This window comes from Streptomyces filipinensis (assembly GCF_014649495.1).
GTDB classification, from domain to species: domain Bacteria; phylum Actinomycetota; class Actinomycetes; order Streptomycetales; family Streptomycetaceae; genus Streptomyces; species Streptomyces filipinensis.
The window spans coordinates 45907-63363 of record NZ_BMTD01000027.1; the positions used below are offsets into that span (position 1 = coordinate 45907).

The 17457-nt window shown below is 72.6% G+C and carries 14 protein-coding genes; 8 read left to right on the plus strand and 6 right to left on the minus strand.

Annotation, left to right across the window (positions count from 1 at the left end; translation table 11 throughout):
* Nucleotides 1–18: 18 nt before the first annotated feature.
* The 6 genes from scy to IE244_RS37465 all read left to right on the plus strand — a co-directional run bounded on the left by scy (nt 19) and on the right by IE244_RS37465 (nt 9325).
* Nucleotides 19–3999 carry a polarized growth protein Scy gene (scy, locus tag IE244_RS37440; RefSeq protein ID WP_191878047.1) on the plus strand — a complete coding sequence of 1327 codons (3981 nt, stop codon included), beginning with the start codon at nt 19–21 and terminating at the stop codon, nt 3997–3999.
* 182 nt (nt 4000–4181) lie between these two features.
* Nucleotides 4182–5117, plus strand: a complete 936-nt coding sequence (locus IE244_RS37445; RefSeq protein ID WP_031171865.1) for a coiled-coil domain-containing protein — start codon at nt 4182–4184, stop codon at nt 5115–5117.
* A 116-nt stretch (nt 5118–5233) separates the two neighbouring features.
* On the plus strand, nt 5234–6190 hold the full coding sequence (locus IE244_RS37450; RefSeq protein ID WP_191878048.1) for an ABC transporter ATP-binding protein: 957 nt from the start codon (nt 5234–5236) through the stop codon (nt 6188–6190).
* Complete coding sequence (locus IE244_RS37455) at nt 6190–6963, plus strand: ABC transporter permease (RefSeq protein WP_191878049.1); 774 nt, start codon at nt 6190–6192, stop codon at nt 6961–6963. Before IE244_RS37450 ends, IE244_RS37455 begins: the two co-directional genes overlap by 1 nt.
* A gap of 131 nt (nt 6964–7094) precedes the next feature.
* Nucleotides 7095–8447 (plus strand): ABC transporter ATP-binding protein, encoded by a 1353-nt coding sequence (locus tag IE244_RS37460; protein WP_191878050.1) that lies wholly within the window; start codon nt 7095–7097, stop codon nt 8445–8447.
* Complete coding sequence (locus IE244_RS37465; protein ID WP_191878051.1) at nt 8444–9325, plus strand: ABC transporter permease; 882 nt, start codon at nt 8444–8446, stop codon at nt 9323–9325. Before IE244_RS37460 ends, IE244_RS37465 begins: the two co-directional genes overlap by 4 nt.
* 11 nt (nt 9326–9336) lie before the next feature.
* On the opposite strand, the gene IE244_RS37470 is transcribed toward IE244_RS37465, so the two are convergent.
* Nucleotides 9337–9669 (minus strand): Rv1322 family protein, encoded by a 333-nt coding sequence (locus IE244_RS37470; protein WP_191878052.1) that lies wholly within the window; start codon nt 9667–9669, stop codon nt 9337–9339.
* 220 nt (nt 9670–9889) lie between these two features.
* On the opposite strand from IE244_RS37470, the gene IE244_RS37475 reads away from it, so the two are divergent.
* On the plus strand, nt 9890–10918 hold the full coding sequence (locus IE244_RS37475; RefSeq protein ID WP_191878053.1) for an LLM class flavin-dependent oxidoreductase: 1029 nt from the start codon (nt 9890–9892) through the stop codon (nt 10916–10918).
* A gap of 117 nt (nt 10919–11035) precedes the next feature.
* Here the strand turns inward: IE244_RS37475 and IE244_RS37480 are convergent, their stop codons facing one another.
* Nucleotides 11036–11428 carry an SCO5389 family protein gene (locus IE244_RS37480; protein WP_031171880.1) on the minus strand — a complete coding sequence of 131 codons (393 nt, stop codon included), beginning with the start codon at nt 11426–11428 and terminating at the stop codon, nt 11036–11038.
* Between the two features lie 276 nt (nt 11429–11704).
* On the opposite strand from IE244_RS37480, the gene nucS reads away from it, so the two are divergent.
* The gene (gene nucS / locus IE244_RS37485) at nt 11705–12376 is read left to right on the plus strand and encodes an endonuclease NucS (protein ID WP_191878054.1); all 672 of its coding nucleotides are present in this window, start codon (nt 11705–11707) and stop codon (nt 12374–12376) included.
* Nucleotides 12377–12427: 51 nt separating this feature from the next.
* Here nucS and IE244_RS37490 read toward each other — a convergent pair whose 3' ends face one another.
* From IE244_RS37490 to IE244_RS37505, 4 genes are all read right to left on the minus strand, one after another.
* On the minus strand, nt 12428–14872 hold the full coding sequence (locus IE244_RS37490; RefSeq protein ID WP_191878080.1) for an ATP-binding protein: 2445 nt from the start codon (nt 14870–14872) through the stop codon (nt 12428–12430).
* Between the two features lie 300 nt (nt 14873–15172).
* Nucleotides 15173–15496, minus strand: coding sequence for an STAS domain-containing protein (locus tag IE244_RS37495; protein ID WP_031171888.1), 324 nt, complete (start codon nt 15494–15496; stop codon nt 15173–15175).
* Nucleotides 15497–15688: 192 nt separating this feature from the next.
* The gene (locus tag IE244_RS37500) at nt 15689–16537 is read right to left on the minus strand and encodes a 3-hydroxyacyl-CoA dehydrogenase family protein (protein ID WP_191878055.1); all 849 of its coding nucleotides are present in this window, start codon (nt 16535–16537) and stop codon (nt 15689–15691) included.
* 203 nt (nt 16538–16740) lie between these two features.
* Nucleotides 16741–17382, minus strand: coding sequence for a TetR/AcrR family transcriptional regulator (locus IE244_RS37505; RefSeq protein ID WP_191878056.1), 642 nt, complete (start codon nt 17380–17382; stop codon nt 16741–16743).
* Nucleotides 17383–17457: the final 75 nt, after the last annotated feature.

Sequence of the window (17457 nt, forward strand, 5' to 3'; positions counted from 1 at the left end):
GACGGATGGGACCGCGCAGTGCGGGGCTACGAGAGCCAGGAGCGAGAGCCGGCGGCTGACGTCGACCACCTCTCTCGGTTCGAGGCCGAGATGAAGCGGCTGAGGACCGAGCGGGAGAAGGCGATCCAGCACGCCGAGGACCTCGGCTACCAGGTCGAGGTGCTGCGCGCCAAGCTGCACGAGGCGCGCCGCACCTTGATGACCAGGCCCGCCTTCGACGGCGGCGACATCGGCTATCAGGCCGAGCAGTTGCTCCGTAATGCCCAGATGCAGGCCGACCAGCTGCGTCAGGACGCCGAACGGGAGCTCAGCCAGGCCCGCGCGCAGACCCAGCGCATCCTGCAGGAGCACGCCGAGCAGGCCGCCCGGCTCCAGGCGGAGCTGCACCAGGAGGCGGTGACCCGGCGCCAGCAGCTGGACCAGGAGCTGGCCGAGCGCCGCGCCACCGTCGAGTCGCACGTCAACGAGAACGTGGCCTGGGCGGAGCAGCTGCGCGCCCGCACCGAGCAGCAGGCCCGTCGGCTGCTGGAGGAGTCCCGCGCCGAGACCGAGCAGGCGATGGCCGCCGCCCGCGCGGAGGCCGAGCGGCTGACCCGGGAGGCCCGGGAGCGGCTGCAGAGCGACGCCGAGGCGGCCCGCGCGGAGGCCGAGCAGCTCCTGCGCCGCGCCCGCACGGACGCCGAGCGCCTGCTGAACGCGGCCTCCACGCAGGCCCAGGAGGCCACCGACCACGCCGAGCAGCTGCGCACCGCCACTGTCACCGAGTCGGACGCCGCGCGCCGGCAGGCCGCCGAGCTGAGCCGGGCCGCCGAGGAGCGGATGGCGGCGGCCGAGGAGGCGCTGCGCAAGGCGCAGGCCGAGGCCGAGAAGCTGCAGACGGAGGCCAAGGAGGCCGCCGCCAAGGCGCTCGCCGGCGCCGAGGCCGCCAACGAGACGCGTACGCGCACGGCGAAGGAGCAGGTCGCCCGGCTGGTCGAGGAGGCCACCAAGGAGGCCGAGCAGACCAGGTCCGATGCCGAGCAGCTGGTCGCGGACGCCCGTGCCGAGGCCGAGAAGATCCTCGCGGAGGCCTCCGAGAAGGCCCGGACGGTCACCGCCGAGGAGAGCGCGACCCAGCTGTCGAAGGCGGCCAAGACCGCCGAGGACGTGCTCAACAAGGCGTCCGAGGAAGCCAAGCGGACCACCAGGGCCGCCGCCGAGGAGGCCGAGCGGATCCGTACGGAGGCCGAGGCCGAGGCGGACCGGCTGCGCGCCGAGGCGCACGACATCGCCGAGCAGCTCAAGGGCGCGGCGAAGGACGACACCAAGGAGTACCGCGCCAAGACGGTCGAGCTGCAGGAGGAGGCCCGCCGGCTGCGCGGCGAGGCCGAGCAGCTGCGCGCCGACGCGGTCGCCGAGGGCGAGTCGATCCGTGCGGAGGCCCGCCGGGAGGCGGTCGCGCAGATCGAGGAGGCGGCCAGGTCCGCCGAGGAGCTGCTGGCCAAGGCCAAGGCGGACGCCGACGAGCTGCGGCAGACCGCGACCGCCGACAGCGAGAGGGTCCGCACCGAGGCCATCGAGCGGGCCACCGGCCTGCGCCGGCAGGCGGACGAGACCCTGGACCGCGCCCGCAAGGAGGCCGAACGGCTGCGCGCCGAGGCCGACGAGCAGGTCGAGACGGTCCGGACGGACGCCGAGACCGCCGCGCGCGAGCTGCGCGAGGAGACCGAGCGGATCATCGAGGCGCGCCGCACCGAGGCCGCCGAGGAGCTGACACGGCTGCAGACGGAGGCGCAGGAGCGGCTCGCGTCGGCCGAGCAGGCCCTGACGGACGCCCGCGAGGAGGCCGCCCGGATCCGCCGGGAGGCCGCCGAGGAGGCCGAGCGGCTGCGCACGGAGTCGGCGGAACGGATCCGTACGCTCCAGCAGCAGGCCGAGACCGAGGCGGACCGGCTGCGGACCGAGGCCGCGGCCGACGCGTCCGCCTCCCGCGCCGAGGGCGAGGCCGTCGCCGTACGGCTGCGCTCCGAGGCCGCCGCCGAGGCCGAGCGGCTGAAGGCGGAGGCGCAGGACACCGCGGACCGGGTGCGCGCGGAGGCGCAGGCCGCCGCCGAGCGGCTCGCCACGGAGGCGTCCGAGACGCTGGCCGCCGCCCAGGAGGAGGCCGCCCGGCGCCGCCGCGAGGCCGAGGAACTCCTCGGTGCGGCCCGCGACGAGGCCGACGAGGAACGCCGGCGGGCCCGCGAGCAGAGCGAGGAGCTGCTGGCCTCCGCCCGCAGGCGGGTCGAGGAGGCGCAGGCCGAGGCGACCCGCCTGGTGGAGGAGGCCGACCGGCGCGCCACCGAGATGGTGGCCGCCGCCGAGCAGCACGCCCAGCAGGTGCGGGACTCCGTCGCCGGGCTGCACGAGCAGGCGCAGGAGGAGATCACCGGGCTGCGCTCGGCCGCCGAGCACGCCGCGGACCGTACGAAGCGGGAGGCCGAGGAGGAGGCGGACCGGGTCCGCGCCGACGCCTACGCCGAGCGGGAGCGGGCGAGCGAGGACGCCGGCCGGGTCCGGCGCGCCGCGCACGAGGAGTCGGAGGCCGCCAAGGCGCTGGCCGAGCGTACGGTCACGGAGGCGATGGCGGAGGCCGAGCGGCTGCGCTCGGACGCGTCCGACTACGCCCAGCGGGTGCGCACCGAGGCGTCGGACGCGCTCGCCGAGGCCGACCAGGCGGCGGCCCGCACCCGGGCGGACGCCCGCGAGGACGCCAACCGGATCCGTTCGGACGCGGCGACCCAGGCGGACACCCTCATCACCGAGGCGAGCAACGAGGCGGAGCGGCTCACGACCGAGACGCTCGCGGAGGCCGACCGGGTGCGCACCGAGGCGCTGACCGAGGCCGAGCGGCTGCAGACGGAGACCGTGGCCGAGGCCGAGCGGCTGCAGACGGAGACCGTGGCCGAGGCCGAGCGGGTGCGCACCGAGGCTCTGGCCGAGGCGGACCGGGTGCGCGCGGAGGCGCTGGCGAACGCCGAGCAGCTCATCGGGGACGCCACCGGCGAGGCCGAGCGGCTGCGGGCCGAGGCCGCCGAGACCGTCGGTTCGGCGCAGCAGCACGCCGAGCGGGTGCGGGCGGACGCCGAGCAGCTGAAGGCGGACGCGGAGGCCACGGCGGAACGGCTCGTCAACTCCGCGCGCGAGGAGGCCGAGCGGACCCTGGACGAGGCCCGCAAGGACGCCAACAAGCGGCGCTCGGAGGCGGCCGAGCAGGTCGACACGCTCATCACCGAGACCACGGCGGAAGCGGACAAGCTGCTCACCGAGGCCCAGCAGCAGGCGCTGAAGACCACCGCGGACGCGGAGTCGCAGGCCGACGCGATGGTCGGCGCGGCGCGCAGCGAGGCCGAGCGGATCGTCTCCGAGGCGACCATCGAGGGCAACACCGCGGTGGAGAAGGCCCGCACGGACGCCGACGAGCTGCTGGTCGGTGCCCGCCGGGACGCCACCGCGATCAGGGAGCGGGCGCAGGAGCTGCGCGACCGCATCACCACCGAGATCGAGGAGCTGCACGAGCGGGCGCGGCGCGAGGCCGCCGAGACGATGAAGTCCACCGGCGACCGCTGTGACGCGCTCATCCAGGCCGCCGAGGAGCAGCTGGCCAAGGCGGAGGCGAAGGCCAAGGAGCTGGTCTCGGACGCCAACTCCGAGGCGGGCAAGGTGCGCATCGCCGCCGTCAAGAAGGCGGAGGGGCTGCTCAAGGAGGCCGAGCAGAAGAAGGCCAGCCTCGTCAAGGAGGCCGAGGAGCTGAAGGCCGAGGCGATCCGCGAGGCGCGGCGCACGGTCGAGGAGGGCAAGCGCGAGCTGGAGATCCTGGTGCGCCGGCGCGAGGACATCAACGCCGAGATCTCCCGGGTCCAGGACGTGCTGGAGGCGCTCGAATCCTTCGAGGCCCCGGCGGCCGGCAAGGAGGGCGGGGTCAAGGCCGGTGCGACGATCGGTGCCCCCCGATCGGGTGGCAAGTCGTCAGAGGGCTAGCGCTCGGGGTACGTTCCGGTGTCTTCTGGGGGCTTTGCCCCACTCATTGGCAAGCCGTCCTGCGGTCAGCCACTCAAAAGTGGTGCCATTCTCCAGATCAAAACCGTATCCGCTCGATGACACACCGCTTCGGCCCCTAGGATTCCCCTATCACCTCACCGGTCTCATTCGACAGGAACCCCATGAGCGACACTTCCCCCTACGGCTTCGAGCTTGTGCGGCGTGGGTACGACCGCGCTCAGGTGGACGAACGTATCTCCAAGCTCGTCTCCGACCGTGACAGCGCTCTCGCCCGCATCACCGCCCTGGAGAAGCGCATCGAGGAACTGCACCTCGAGACGCAGAACGCCCAGGCCCAGGTCACCGACGCCGAGCCGTCGTACGCGGGTCTCGGCGCGCGGGTCGAGAAGATCCTGCGCCTGGCCGAGGAAGAGGCCAAGGAGCTCCGTGAGGAGGCCCGGCGGGCGGCCGAACAGCACCGCGACCTCGCCGAGTCGGCGGCCCAGCAGGTCCGCAACGACGCCGAGACCTACGCCGCGGAGCGCAAGGCCAAGGCCGAGGACGAGGGCGTCCGGATCGTCGAGAAGGCCAAGGCCGACGCCTCCCAGCTGCGTGCCGAGGCGCAGAAGGACGCGCAGTCCAAGCGCGAGGAGGCGGACGCCCTCTTCGAGGAGACCCGTGCCAAGGCCGCGCAGGCCGCCGCCGACTTCGAGACGAACCTCGCCAAGCGTCGCGAGCAGTCCGAGCGCGACCTGGCCTCGCGTCAGCAGAAGGCCGAGAAGCGGCTGGCGGAGATCGAGCACCGCGCCGAGCAGCTGCGTCTGGAGGCGGAGAAGCTGCGCACGGACGCCGAGCGCCGCGCCCGCCAGACGGTGGAGACGGCCCAGCGCCAGGCCGAGGACATCGTGGCCGACGCCAACGCCAAGGCCGACCGGATCCGTTCGGAATCCGAGCGCGAGCTGGCGGCGCTCACCAACCGCCGCGACAGCATCAACGCGCAGCTGACCAACGTCCGCGAGATGCTGGCCACGCTGACCGGCGCGGCGGTCGCCGCCGCGGGCACGACCACCGACGACGAGCCCATTTCCCGCGGGGTGCCGGCGCAGCAGTCCCGGTAGGCCGTACGGCACGTCGACGCCTTCAGGGGCGGAGGGACCTGGTCCCCCCGCCCCTTTCGGCGTGCCCACCCGCCTCTCAAGTGGCAGAGGTCCGGAGCCGGTCATAGCGTGGCCGCATGATCGAACTGGCGGGGCTGACCAAGCGGTACGGCGAGAAGGTGGCGGTCGACGACCTCACCTTCTCGGTCAGACCCGGCATCGTCACCGGTTTCCTCGGCCCCAACGGTGCCGGGAAGTCCACGACCATGCGGATGATCCTCGGGCTCGATCACCCCACCGCCGGCGACGTGCGCGTCGACGGCGTGCACTACCGGCGGCTGAAGGACCCGCTGACCCGCATCGGCGCGCTGCTGGACGCCAAGGCCGTGCACGGCGGGCGCAGCGCCTACCACCATCTGCTGTGCCTCGCGCAGAGCAACGGCGTCCCGGAGCGCCGGGTGGCCGAGGTGCTGGACACCGTCGGGCTCACCGCCGTGGCGCGGAAGAAGGCCAAGGGGTTCTCGCTGGGCATGGGCCAGCGGCTGGGGATCGCCGCGGCCCTGCTCGGGGACCCACGGATCCTGATGTTCGACGAGCCGGTGAACGGACTGGACCCCGAGGGCATCCACTGGATCCGGAACCTGATGAAATCGCTGGCCGCGCAGGGGCGGACGGTGTTCGTGTCGAGCCATCTGATGAGCGAGATGGCGCTGACCGCCGACCACCTGGTGGTCATCGGACAGGGACGGCTGCTCGCGGACACCTCCATGGCGGACTTCATCCGGCAGAACGCGCGGTCGTACGTCCGGATCCGGTCGCCGCAGCGCGAGCGGCTGCTCGATGTGCTGCACGAGGACGGGATCACCGTCGTGGAGGCGGGCGCGGGCGCGCTGGAGGTGGAGGGCGACAAGGCCGGGCGGATCGGCGAGCTGGCGGCGCGGTACGGGATCGTGCTGCACGAGCTGAGCCCGCGGCAGGCCTCGCTGGAGGAGGCGTTCATGCAGCTGACGGCCCAGGCGGTGGAGTACCACGCGCACACCGGCCCGGATCCCGCGCCGCAGGCCTGGGGGGCCGGCTGGAAGGGGGCCGAGTGATGACGGCCGTGCGGGTGATCCGCTCCGAGTGGACCAAGATCCGGTCGGTGGCCTCCACGGTGTGGACGCTGTCGCTGGCCGGGGTCGTCACCGTCGCCCTCGGGATGCTGATCGCCGGGCTGACGCGGAGCCAGTTCGACTCGATGCCGGCGCGGCAGCGGCTGTCGTTCGATCCGACCTTCGTGTCCTTCGCGGGCATGACCCTCGGCCAGCTCGCGCTGATCGTGTTCGGGGTGCTGGTCGTCTCGAACGAGTACAGCACCGGCATGATCCGGGTCTCGCTGGCGGCCGTTCCGCAGCGCGCCACCTTCCTGTTCAGCAAGATCGCGGTGGCCACCGGGCTCGCGCTGGTGGTCGGCATGGCCACGAGCTTCGCCGCGTTCCTCCTCGGTCAGGCGATGCTCGGCTCCCACCGGGCGCGGCTCGGCGACCCCGGGGTGCTGCGGGCGGTGCTCGGCGGCGGGCTGTACATGACGCTGATCGTGGTGTTCTCCATGGGAGTCGCCGCGATGCTGCGCTCCCCGATGCTGTCGCTCGGCATCCTGATGCCGTTCTTCTTCCTGATCTCCAACGTCCTCGGCAATGTGGACGCCACGAAGAAGATCGGCCGGTTCCTGCCGGACCAGGCGGGCAGCCGGATCATGCAGGTGGTGCCCAGGGTGGGTGACGACGCTCCCTACGGGCCCTGGGGCGGGCTCGGGATCATGGCGCTCTGGGTGGTCGCCGCGGTCGCCGGCGGGTACGTCCTCCTCAAGCGCAGAGACGCTCAGTAGACGGCATCCACACGTACCGTAGTGTTCTGGCTTTACTTTCTTTTGGGTGGAACCGTCAGCGACTCGATATCCTCCTAACCCTTACGGGGGCGTGTGCCCCGCTGTCCTGAACCTTTCGATGGGTGCGGAGCATGATCGAGGCTGTCGGCCTGACCAAGCGCTACGGCGACAAGACCGCCGTGTACAACCTTTCCTTCCAGGTGCGGCCAGGAGCCGTCACCGGCTTCCTCGGGCCGAACGGCTCGGGCAAGTCGACGACGATGCGGATGATCCTCGGCCTGGACAACCCGACGTCCGGGTCGGTGACGATCGGCGGGCACCCGTACCGGAGGCTGCCCAACGCACCCCGCCAGGTCGGGGCGCTGCTCGACGCCAAGGCCGTGCACGGTGGCCGGTCCGCCCGCAACCACCTGCTGAGCCTCGCCCAGCTGTCCGGCATTCCCGCCCGGCGGGTGGACGAGGTGCTCGGGGTCGTCGGCCTGCAGGAGGTGGCGAAGAAGCGCTCCAAGGGCTTCTCGCTCGGCATGGGCCAGCGCCTCGGCATCGCCGCCGCGCTGCTCGGCGACCCGCAGGTGCTGCTGTTCGACGAGCCGGTCAACGGCCTCGACCCGGAGGGCATCCTCTGGGTCCGCAACCTGATGAAGGCCCTCGCCGCCGAGGGCCGTACGGTCTTCGTCTCCTCGCACCTGATGAGCGAGATGGCGCTGACCGCCGACCACCTCATCGTCATCGGGCGCGGCCAGCTGCTCGCCGACATGAGCGTGAAGGACTTCATCTCGGCCAACTCCGCCGACTTCGCGCGCGTGCGCACCCCCGACAGCGAGCCCCAGCTGCGCGAGAAGCTCGGCACCGCGCTCACCGAGGCGGGCGGCCATGTGCTGCCGGAGCAGGACGGCGCGCTGCGCGTGACCGGGCTGCCGCTGCCCCGGATCAGCGACCTCGCGCACGAGGCGGACGTACGGCTGTGGGAGCTGTCGCCGCACCAGGCCTCGCTGGAGGAGGCGTACATGCGGATGACGCAGGGCGCCGTGGACTACCGCTCGACCATCGACCAGAAGGCGGGCCTGCAGCAGCCGCTGCCGCCCGGCGCCCAGCCGCCCATGCCGGTGCCCGGCCAGGGCCAGCCCGGCTGGTACGCCCCGCCGCCGCCCCAGCAGGGCGGGCAGCCCTTCGCGATGCCGCAGGGACCCTCGGGACCGTACGGCGGCGCGCAACAGGGCGCCTACGCCGCTCCCGGCGCCCCGGCCGCCGACGCCGCCAACCCGTACGCCCAGCCGGCCCCCCAGGCCCAGCCGGTCCCGCAGGCGCAGCAGGCCCCGAAGGACCGGACGGCGATCCTGACGCCGCAGGCGCAGCCGGCCGCTCCGGCCCCGCAGGAGCAGCCCGCCGCCACGGCCCCCGCGGCACCGACCGCGCCGCAGCAGGCGCCCGCGGCCGCTCCCTCCGCCCCCGCCGACCTGACCAAGCCCGAGGACGCCCGATGAGCACCCACCAGCCCCCGATGCCGCAGGCCCCCGCAGCCGCGCCCGACTGGCAGGCGGCGCCCGGCGGGTCGTACCCCGGTTACACCTCGCCGATCCCGGTCGTGCGCACCCACCTCGGGCACGCCCTGGCCTCCGAGTGGACGAAGATCAAGTCGGTGCGCTCGACGGTGTGGACGCTCGGTGTGTTCATGCTGCTCGTCGTCGGTATAGGCGTGCTGACCGCCTCGGTGGTCAACGCGAACTCCTCCAACGGCGTGGACGGCCAGAACGCGCTGCAGTTCGGGTTCTTCGGTCTGCTCCTGGGCAGCATGTGCATCATCACGCTCGGGGTGCTGACCACCGCCTCGGAGTACGGCACGGGCATGATCCGTACGACGATGACCGCGTGCCCGAGCCGCGTGCGGGTGCTCGCCGCCAAGTCCGTCGTCTTCTTCGCCCTCGCCTTCGTGGTCACCCTCGCCACGTCGTCCTTCGTGGCCATGGTCCAGGTGTCCATGCTGAGCGGCTCCGGCACCATCAGCCCGACCGGCGGCGAGTGGGCCAAGGCGACCCTCGGCATCAGCCTCTACATCGCCCTGCTCGGACTGCTCTCGCTGCTCATCGGTTCGATCATCCGGCACTCCGCGGGCGCCATCACGATCATGATCGGCGCCGTGCTGGCCCCTCTGGTGATCGCTCTGTTCATGGCCTCGCAGTCGCTGGAGAAGGTCCGCGAGTGGCTGCTGGAGTACTCGATCCCGAGCCAGATGAGCTGCTTCTACGACAACACCCTGAGCCGTTCCGGCCCCACGGGCTGGGACCCGCTGTGGATCATGCTGGGCCTGACGGCGGCCGCGTTCGCCGGCGCCTACGCGCTCCTGCAGAAGCGGGACGTGTAGCGGCGGGGCGTTCAGAACCTCGGCGCGTTACGGGACCGCTGCACCCGCGTGGTGCGGCGGTCCTTCGCGTTCCAGCACGCCTTGTGCCAGTGGCGGCGGTCGTCGACGCCCGCGTGCTCGGGCCAGGCCACCACGTGCGGGACGCCGGAGGGGATCACCTGGTCGCAGCCCGGGCAGCGATAGCTCTTGCCCTCGGAGCTCGCCCCGGCGACATGCCGTACGCTCCACTCCTCGCCCTGCCAGCTCTCGGTCGACTGCCACCCGCCGTACCGGCCGGTGCGGTCGTCCTCGGCGCTCCGGCCCGACGATCCGGCTGCCTTCGGTCGGTTGCGACGCGGGGACACGGGACACCTCTCGGGGCTATACAGGAAGCAGGACTGCATCCAGCCTACGCGGCGCCGACAGGGGTACGCGTACGGAACCAACCCGTACAAGTTCCCCTCCACGGGGCCCCATTCTGCAGACAATCCGCAAATCTCTCCGCCAGGCCGTGTCCTGGGCACGTGTCAGACGGTTATGCGGGTGGGGGAGCTCCGGGTCGGAGCCAAGGAAGCAGGAAATGCGATGTACGTAGGTAGTTTTGTGCTGGGCGCCCAGTTCCCGGGCCAGGGCCCCGGGGAGGCCCTGCACCGGGCGGTCCGCTCGGCGGAGGTGACCGAGGAGGCCGGGCTGGACGCGGTGTGGCTGGCCGAGCACCACTTCGTGCCGTACGGCACCTGCCCGTCCGCCGTCACCCTGGCCGCCCTGCTGCTCGGCCGCACCCGCCGCATCCGCGTCGGCACGGCGGTCAGCGTGCTGCCCACCGCCCATCCCGTCGCCCTCGGCGAGCAGGCCGCGCTGCTGCACCTGACGAGCGGCGGACGGTTCACGCTGGGCGTGGGCCGCGGCGGGCCCTGGGTGGACCTGGAGGTCTTCGGCACGGGCCTGGAGGCGTACGAACAGGGGTTCCCCGAGTCGCTCGATCTGCTGCTGCGCTGGCTGCGCGAGCCGCGCGTGGCGGCCTCCGGCGAGCGGTACGCGTTCCGCGAGGTGCCCGTCGTACCGCGCCCCTCGGAGGCGCTGACGGAGACGCCCGGCCCGGAGGTCGTCGTCGCCTGCACCTCCCCGTCGAGCGTGCGGCTGGCCGCCGAGCGCGGGCTGGCGATGCTGCTCGGCATGCACGTCGGGGACGAGGAGAAGGCCGAGATGGTCGCCCTGTGGCGGCGCTCGGCCCGCGCGGCGGGCCGGCCGGCCGAGGAGATCGCGGGCGCCGCGCACGTCTCGGCCGGGGTGTGCCAGCTCGCCGACCGCCGCACGGACGCCGCGGAGACCCTGCTGAAGGCGATGCCGGGCTGGCTGAAGCAGGGCCTGGAGGCGCATGTGACGGTCGACGGGCGGGAGCGCGCGATGCGCGACCCGCACGCCTACACCGAGCTGCTGTGCGGCCTGCACCCGGTCGGCACCCCACGGCTCGCCGCCGACCGGCTCGCGGCCACCTCGGAGCGCACCGGCATCTCCCGCTTCGCCCTCCTCGTGGAGGGCTCGGGCGATCTCGCCGCGACGGAGGAGAACCTCCGGCGGCTGGGCACCGAGGTGCTGCCCCAGCTGCGCTGAGCCGCCCTCCGACTCCCCGGCCGCCTTGGGGGCTTGCCGCCCCAGCACTGAATGCACCTCCCGCGGGTGGAGCGGCAAGCAAGCGGCTCACTGCCTCTGCCGTGCCGGGGCTGCGCGTCAGCAGTCCCGAAGCTCCGGCGACTGGTTCAGCAACTGGTTGCGCACCGAGGTGAACCGGGCCAACGTCTCGTCCGCCGAGGCGTCCAGCGGGAACACCGCCACGCGGTGGCAGTTCTGGAAGGCCAGCCGCACGCCGAAGTGCCGCTGCAGTGCGCCGCGTATGGCGTCACTCGCGAGCGCACGCAGCAGCTGACCGCGCGCCTGCTCGTCCGGCGGGGGCGTCTGGTTGTCGGCGAACGGGCCGCCATCGACCTTCAGCTGGGCCACCAGGGAGCTGATCATCTCCCATGCGTAGGGCAGGGAGGTCCGGACGCAGTCGACGAATGCTGCTTCGTCGACCTCGCCTCGCTCGGCCTGTTCGAGTAGGGCCGGTGAGACGTCGAGCGACATGGGTACTCCTCTCGCACCCCCGCGGAGCAGGGGTTGCCGGACAGGTAGGGGAGTTCGCGATTTCGAACACGCTCAGTACACACACCGCGACCTCCCGTTCTCTACGGTAGGCAACCGTCGGTGACCACACCAGCAGAACGGGTATATGGAACGGTCCCGTTACGGGCACAATCGGCCAGGGATGAACAAGAGTTTCCAGGGACAATTGGGGCGATACACAGGGAGCGCGATGGGCGAATCGCGTGCACCGGCGCGCGTCGAGTAGCGTTGCCGACCATGCGTCTCGTCATTGCCCGGTGCTCGGTCGACTACGCCGGCCGGCTCACCGCCCACCTGCCCTCGGCGCCCCGCCTGATCCTGGTCAAGGCGGACGGCAGCGTCTCCATCCACGCCGACGACCGGGCCTACAAGCCCCTCAACTGGATGTCGCCGCCCTGCACGCTGAAGGAGGGGACGGGCGAGGACGAGGGCGTCTGGACCGTCGTCAACAAGGCGGGCGAAAAACTGATCATCACGATGGAGGAGATCCTCCACGATTCCTCGCACGAACTCGGCGTGGACCCCGGCCTGATCAAGGACGGCGTGGAGGCGCACCTCCAGGAACTCCTCGCCGACCGCATCGAGACGCTCGGCGAGGGGTACACCCTGATCCGCCGCGAGTACATGACGGCCATCGGCCCGGTGGACATCCTGTGCCGGGACGCGGACGGCCAGACGGTCGCGGTCGAGATCAAGCGGCGCGGCGAGATCGACGGTGTGGAGCAACTCACGCGCTACCTGGAGCTGTTGAACCGCGATCCGCACCTGGCGCCGGTCCGCGGCGTCTTCGCGGCGCAGGAGATCAAGCCGCAGGCCCGGGTCCTCGCCACCGACCGCGGCATCAACTGCCAGATCCTCGACTACGACGCCATGCGGGGCATCGAGGACGACAAGCTCCGCCTGTTCTGACCGAGCCCGCGGCCGGCGGCACGTCCTGTCCGTTCCGCCGGCCGTGCCGGGCTAGATCAGCGGGTCCGGAGACTCCGACGGGCTCTGCGACATCGCCGTGCTCACCGAACTCCGCGGTGCCGTCGGGCCACTCGCCGTGTCCGTCGTGGACGGGGTCGTACCGCCCGTCTGGGTCGGCGTGGGAGTCGTGGGCGAGGTGGACGGCGAGGCCGGCGGCGTGGTGCCGCCCGTGGGCGTCGACCTGCTCGGCGTCGGTGAACCCGGCTCGGTCGACCTCGACCTCGACCTGGACGGGGTCGGAGACGCGCTCCCGCCTCCCGTGCCCCGGCTGTGGCTCGGGGCGGCCGACGGCGACGTGCCCGGCTGGGCCGGCGTCGGCCCGCCGGTCGTGCCGTACGTGCCGGCGGGCCCCGGGTCCGCCGGGCGGGCGGCGCTCGGGGCCGAACCACTGCGCCCCGCCGGGTCCTTCTTCGGGTCCGCGCCGAGGCTGCCGTCGTCCGGGCCCTGGCTCGCCGACGGATTGACGTCCACCTTGCCGGCCGGGTTCTTGCCGGCGTTGTCGTCGGACGTCATGCCGAGCGTGACGACCGTGCCGAGGACGGCGGCGAGCAGCGCCCCCGAGCCGATCGCCACCAGGTTGCGGCGGGCCAGCCGCACAAGGCCCCCGCGCTGCGCCGTGGCGGCCGGGAACCGGTCGGTGACCAGCGGGTCGCCGAAGGGCACGTACGGCGGCGGCGCCGACTCCTCGTGCCGTACCTCCGGCAGCTCCTCCCCCGCCGTCGCCGCGACCCCGGGCACCTCGCCGGAGCGGTCGGCGACCAGCGCGAGGGCCCGTCGGCCGGCGACGGTGCCCCGCTTGTCGGCGAGCGCCCCGCGCAGCCCGATGGACGCCTCCAGCTCGGCGCGGGCCCGGTCGAGCTGTCCGCCACACAGCGCCAGGACACCCAACTCGTGGTGGAAATAGGCCTGTTCCCGCACCTCGCCGGCCAGCCGGGCGGCTTCCGCGCCGGAGCGCAGGGCCCGCTCCCAGGCGCTCCAGCGCAGCGCGGCGGCGAAGGCGGGCGCGGCTGTGCGGGCGAGCCGTACCGCGCAGCTCTCCTCGCCCTCGGCGGACGGGGCCGTCTGCGGGACGGTCGCGGCGAGCGCGGCGAGGACCGCGTCGGCCTCCGCGCACACCCGCTCCGCCGTGACCGACGGATGACCGGCCCACCAGGTGTAGTGCTCCGCGGCGGCGAGGGCCTGCTCCTCGGCGCCCTCGGTGTAGTCGGCGGCCTCCAGCTGCGCCTGCACGCCGGCCGCGAGGCGGTAGCGGGCGCCGACCGGGGAGACCAGTCCGCAGGCGGTCAGCTCGCCGAGGGCGGCGTCGGCGTGGGTGTCGCCGATCAGTGCCGGAAGGTGCGCCTGGTGGGGCACCTCGCCGCCGAGGGCGACGGCGAAGCGCAGGGTGGCGCGGGCGGACGCGCTGAGCCGGGAGGCGAGCAGCGGGGCGGGCGCGGCGGCCTCGCCGAGCGAGGGCAGGGGAACCTCGTCGGCCGTGTCCAGGGGCAGCTCGGCCGGCTCGCGGACGTCCTCGAAGACGCCGTACTCGTCCACCGCCCCGGCGTCGGCCCGCAGCTCGTCGCGCTGCCGGAGCAGGGCGCCGGCCTGGACGAACCGCAGGGGCAGCCCCTCGGACTCGAACCACAGGTCGCCGGCCCAGTTGGCCTCGTCCTCGGTGAGGACCCGGCCGACGGTCCGCTCCAGGATCTCCACGCCGCCGGCGCGGTCGAGGCCGCTGAGGAAGACCTCCTCGACGGCGGACCCGTCGGAGGGCGCCGGCACCTCGGGGGTGGCGCCGATCAGGAACGCGCACTCGGGGGTGGCGTCGAGCAGTTCGTCGAGGGCGGTGCCGCCGAACTCGATGTCGTCCAGGACGACGACCGCGCCGATCTCCCGGGTGAGCGCGCGCAGTTCGTCCGGATCCGGGCGGTACCGCGGGGCGTCGTAGACGGCCTGGACGAGCTCGTGCAGGAGGTCGGCGGTGGTGCGGTGGAATCCGGTGAGCCGGACCACTCCGTCGGGGGCGAGGTCCAGGCAGTCCTCGGCGACGAGGTCGAGCAGCGCGGTACGGCCGGAGCCGCCGGGTCCGGTGAGCCGGACGGAGCGGCCGCGAGCCAGCAGCCGGACCAGGCGCTCGCGTTCGTCCTGTCGTTCCACCAGGGAGAGCGCCGGCTGGGCGGGGCCGGGCGGCACGGGCGGGCGGGCGGCGCGCTCGGCCTCGGCGCGCTCGGCGGCGGTGCGCTTGCGGGGCCTGGCCGGCCGCCGGACCGGCGGGCAGAGCTCTATCTCGCTGCCGTCGACGGGGTTGACGGTCAGCAGCAGGTCGCCGGAGACGAGTTGCGCCGTACGGGCGAGCGCGGGCGTGCTCTGACCGAAGTCGGAGGTGAGGGACTCCCGGGGCGGGCGGCGGCTCGCCGCCTGGCCGTGCTCCTCGGGTCCCCGGTCGATCGGGTCCATGGGTTCCATGGGTTCAAACCCCCCAAAAAGCGTCGTGTGCCCGGATTCCGGCCCCTCCCGGCCTTGTCGCACACCGCGCTGTCGCTTCTGGTCCGGGCCCGCTCGGTCGAGGGTTGCGAGGCGGCGGGCGACCGAACCCTAAACCTTCGGTCAGTATCTCCGACAGGGCGGGGTGCCGTGCGGTCCGAGACGTCACAGTCCGGTGAGGATTGCCCCCGACGTGCGCTTCGGCGGCTGCGCCCGGGTCTCCCCCGTCGCCCCTTTCCCACCCGCTCGCGGCGTTGCGCCCCGGCCGGCGGGTCACACCCGGGGAAGCGACTCGACCCCGATCCCGCCCTCGATGGCGAGGATGCGGTGCAGCCGGGTGGCCACCAGCAGGCGCTGCATCTGCGGCGGGACACCGCGCAGCACCAGACGGCGACCGCAGCGGCCGGCCCGCCGATGGGCACCCATGATCACCCCGAGTCCGGTGGCGTCCCAGGAGTCCAGTTCAGACAGGTCGAGCACCAGGTCGCCGACTCCGTCGTCGACGGCCGAGTGCAGGGCCGTACGGGCGTCCGCCGCGCTGCGGACGTCGAGGCGGCCCCCGACGACCAGCTCGGCGTGGTCGCCCCTGATGTACATAAGCGCTCCCCGTTGAATGCGGTTGGCGTACGCGGTGACGGTGCTGTGCACCGTCTGACTGCGTGAGTGGTGGTGCGGTTGCTGCTTGTAAGCGAACCGATACCGAATTCACCCCGGGGGGTGATGTTCCCGGGGTGAATGTCCGGCGTTGTGTGCGTACGGGCGGGTCTCCGCACTTGGCACGGCTGGTTCTCAGTACTTGTAGAAGCCCTGCCCGCTCTTGCGGCCGATGTCACCGGCGTCCACCATCCGGCGCATCAGCTCCGGCGGGGCGAACTTCTCGTCCTGGGACTCCGTGTAGATGTTGCCGGTGGCGTGCAGCAGGATGTCCACGCCGGTGAGGTCGGCGGTGGCGAGCGGGCCCATGGCGTGGCCGAAGCCCAGCTTGCAGGCCAGGTCGATGTCCTCGGCGGTGGCGACGCCGGACTCGTAGAGCTTGGTCGCCTCCACGACGAGGGCGGAGATGAGCCGGGTCGTCACGAACCCGGCGACATCCCGGTTGACGACGATGCAGGTCTTGCCGACGGACTCGGCGAACTCCCGGGCGGTGGCGAGGGTTTCGTCGCTGGTCTTGTAGCCCCGGACCAGCTCGACGAGCTGCATCATCGGCACCGGCGAGAAGAAGTGGACGCCGACGACCCGCTCGGGGCGCTCGGTGACCGCCGCGATCTTGGTGATCGGGATGGCGGAGGTGTTGGAGGCGAGCACCGCGTCCGACTTCACGATCTTGTCGAGCGTGCGGAAGATCTCGTGCTTGACCTCCAGCTTCTCGAAGACGGCCTCCACGACGACGTCGGCGTCGGCGGCGGCGTCCAGGTCGGTGGTCGCGGTGATGCGGGCCAGGGAGACCTCGGCGTCGTGCGCCTCCATCTTCCCCTTGCTGACGAACTTGTCGTACGAGGCCTTGATGCCGTCGGTGCCACGCTTGAGCGCCTCGTCGGTGACGTCACGCAGGACGACGTCCCAGCCCGCCTGCGCGGCGACCTGAGCGATACCGGATCCCATGAGCCCGGCCCCGATGACCGCAAGCTTCCGTGCCACTCCGACTCCCCTTTGAACGCGCTCCAAGTCTGCTTCTCCGGCGGACCATAGCGCTCCGGCGGCGCTGAGTGAGCGGGAAGTAACGCGTGTCACGCGTCTCAGGGCGTGAGACGCGTGTCACGTCTCGATTCCTTCTGGGTTCGCGCCGGTTGACACTCCGTGGACCCGCCGACGCCGACGTCGCCGGGCCTGGCCGGAAACCGTCAGTCGGCGGCTCGGACCGCGTAGTTCAGGACCCTTTCCGCCAACAAGTCCTCGATGTCGTCCAGCAGTGCCAGGACCTCTCGGGATACTTCGCGCGGTTCGCGCCCCTTGACCATCTCGCGCCCGATGACCGCGATGACCGTGCTGTGGATCCAGCCGATCTGACCCGCCATCAGGTGGGGCAGTTCGTCGTCGGGGGCCGCGCCGGTCTCCTCGCGCAGAGCCTCTTCCAGGTGGGCCTGGACCTCCTGGGCGAGGGCCCACAGACGGGAGCGCAGGGCGGGGGCCTCCTCGATGACCTTCATGAAGGCGGCGTACCCGGGGAGCAGGCCGACCCGGGGGGAGACCGCCTCGACCTCCTCGCGCAGTTCCCGGATGACCGCGAGGGCGGCCGACTCGCCCGCGGGGCGGCCCCGGACCCAGCGGGCGAGCCGGTCGACGACCCCGGCGGAGCGGTCGAAGAAGAGGTCCTCCTTGGCCGGGAAGTAGTTGTAGACGGTGTTCACGGAGACGTTCGCCGCCTCGGCGATCTCCGCGACCGTCACCGCGTCGAAGCCGCGCTCGACGAACAGGCCCGTGGCGACATCCGAGATGTACTGCCGGGTCTGCCGCTTCTTCCGCTCCCTGAGCCCCTCTGCCATGCCCGCATCCTAACTTCGCTGGTGGGCGTGAAAAGTTGGTGGAGAGCAAAAATTGGTGACGTTGCAAAAATTCAG

What these genes read in the sequence shown, in the direction of transcription:
- IE244_RS37455 (WP_191878049.1), top strand. Translation starts at nt 6,190, where the DNA reads ATGACGGCCGTGCGGGTGATCCGCTCCGAGTGGACCAAGATCCGGTCG.
- IE244_RS37480 (WP_031171880.1), bottom strand. Translation starts at nt 11,428, where the DNA reads ATGTCGCTCGACGTCTCACCGGCCCTACTCGAACAGGCCGAGCGAGGC.
- IE244_RS37505 (WP_191878056.1), bottom strand. Translation starts at nt 17,382, where the DNA reads ATGGCAGAGGGGCTCAGGGAGCGGAAGAAGCGGCAGACCCGGCAGTAC.
- IE244_RS37460 (WP_191878050.1), top strand. Translation starts at nt 7,095, where the DNA reads ATGATCGAGGCTGTCGGCCTGACCAAGCGCTACGGCGACAAGACCGCC.
- nucS (WP_191878054.1), top strand. Translation starts at nt 11,705, where the DNA reads ATGCGTCTCGTCATTGCCCGGTGCTCGGTCGACTACGCCGGCCGGCTC.
- IE244_RS37445 (WP_031171865.1), top strand. Translation starts at nt 4,182, where the DNA reads ATGAGCGACACTTCCCCCTACGGCTTCGAGCTTGTGCGGCGTGGGTAC.
- IE244_RS37475 (WP_191878053.1), top strand. Translation starts at nt 9,890, where the DNA reads ATGTACGTAGGTAGTTTTGTGCTGGGCGCCCAGTTCCCGGGCCAGGGC.
- IE244_RS37465 (WP_191878051.1), top strand. Translation starts at nt 8,444, where the DNA reads ATGAGCACCCACCAGCCCCCGATGCCGCAGGCCCCCGCAGCCGCGCCC.
- IE244_RS37450 (WP_191878048.1), top strand. Translation starts at nt 5,234, where the DNA reads ATGATCGAACTGGCGGGGCTGACCAAGCGGTACGGCGAGAAGGTGGCG.
- IE244_RS37495 (WP_031171888.1), bottom strand. Translation starts at nt 15,496, where the DNA reads ATGTACATCAGGGGCGACCACGCCGAGCTGGTCGTCGGGGGCCGCCTC.
- IE244_RS37490 (WP_191878080.1), bottom strand. Translation starts at nt 14,872, where the DNA reads ATGGACCCGATCGACCGGGGACCCGAGGAGCACGGCCAGGCGGCGAGC.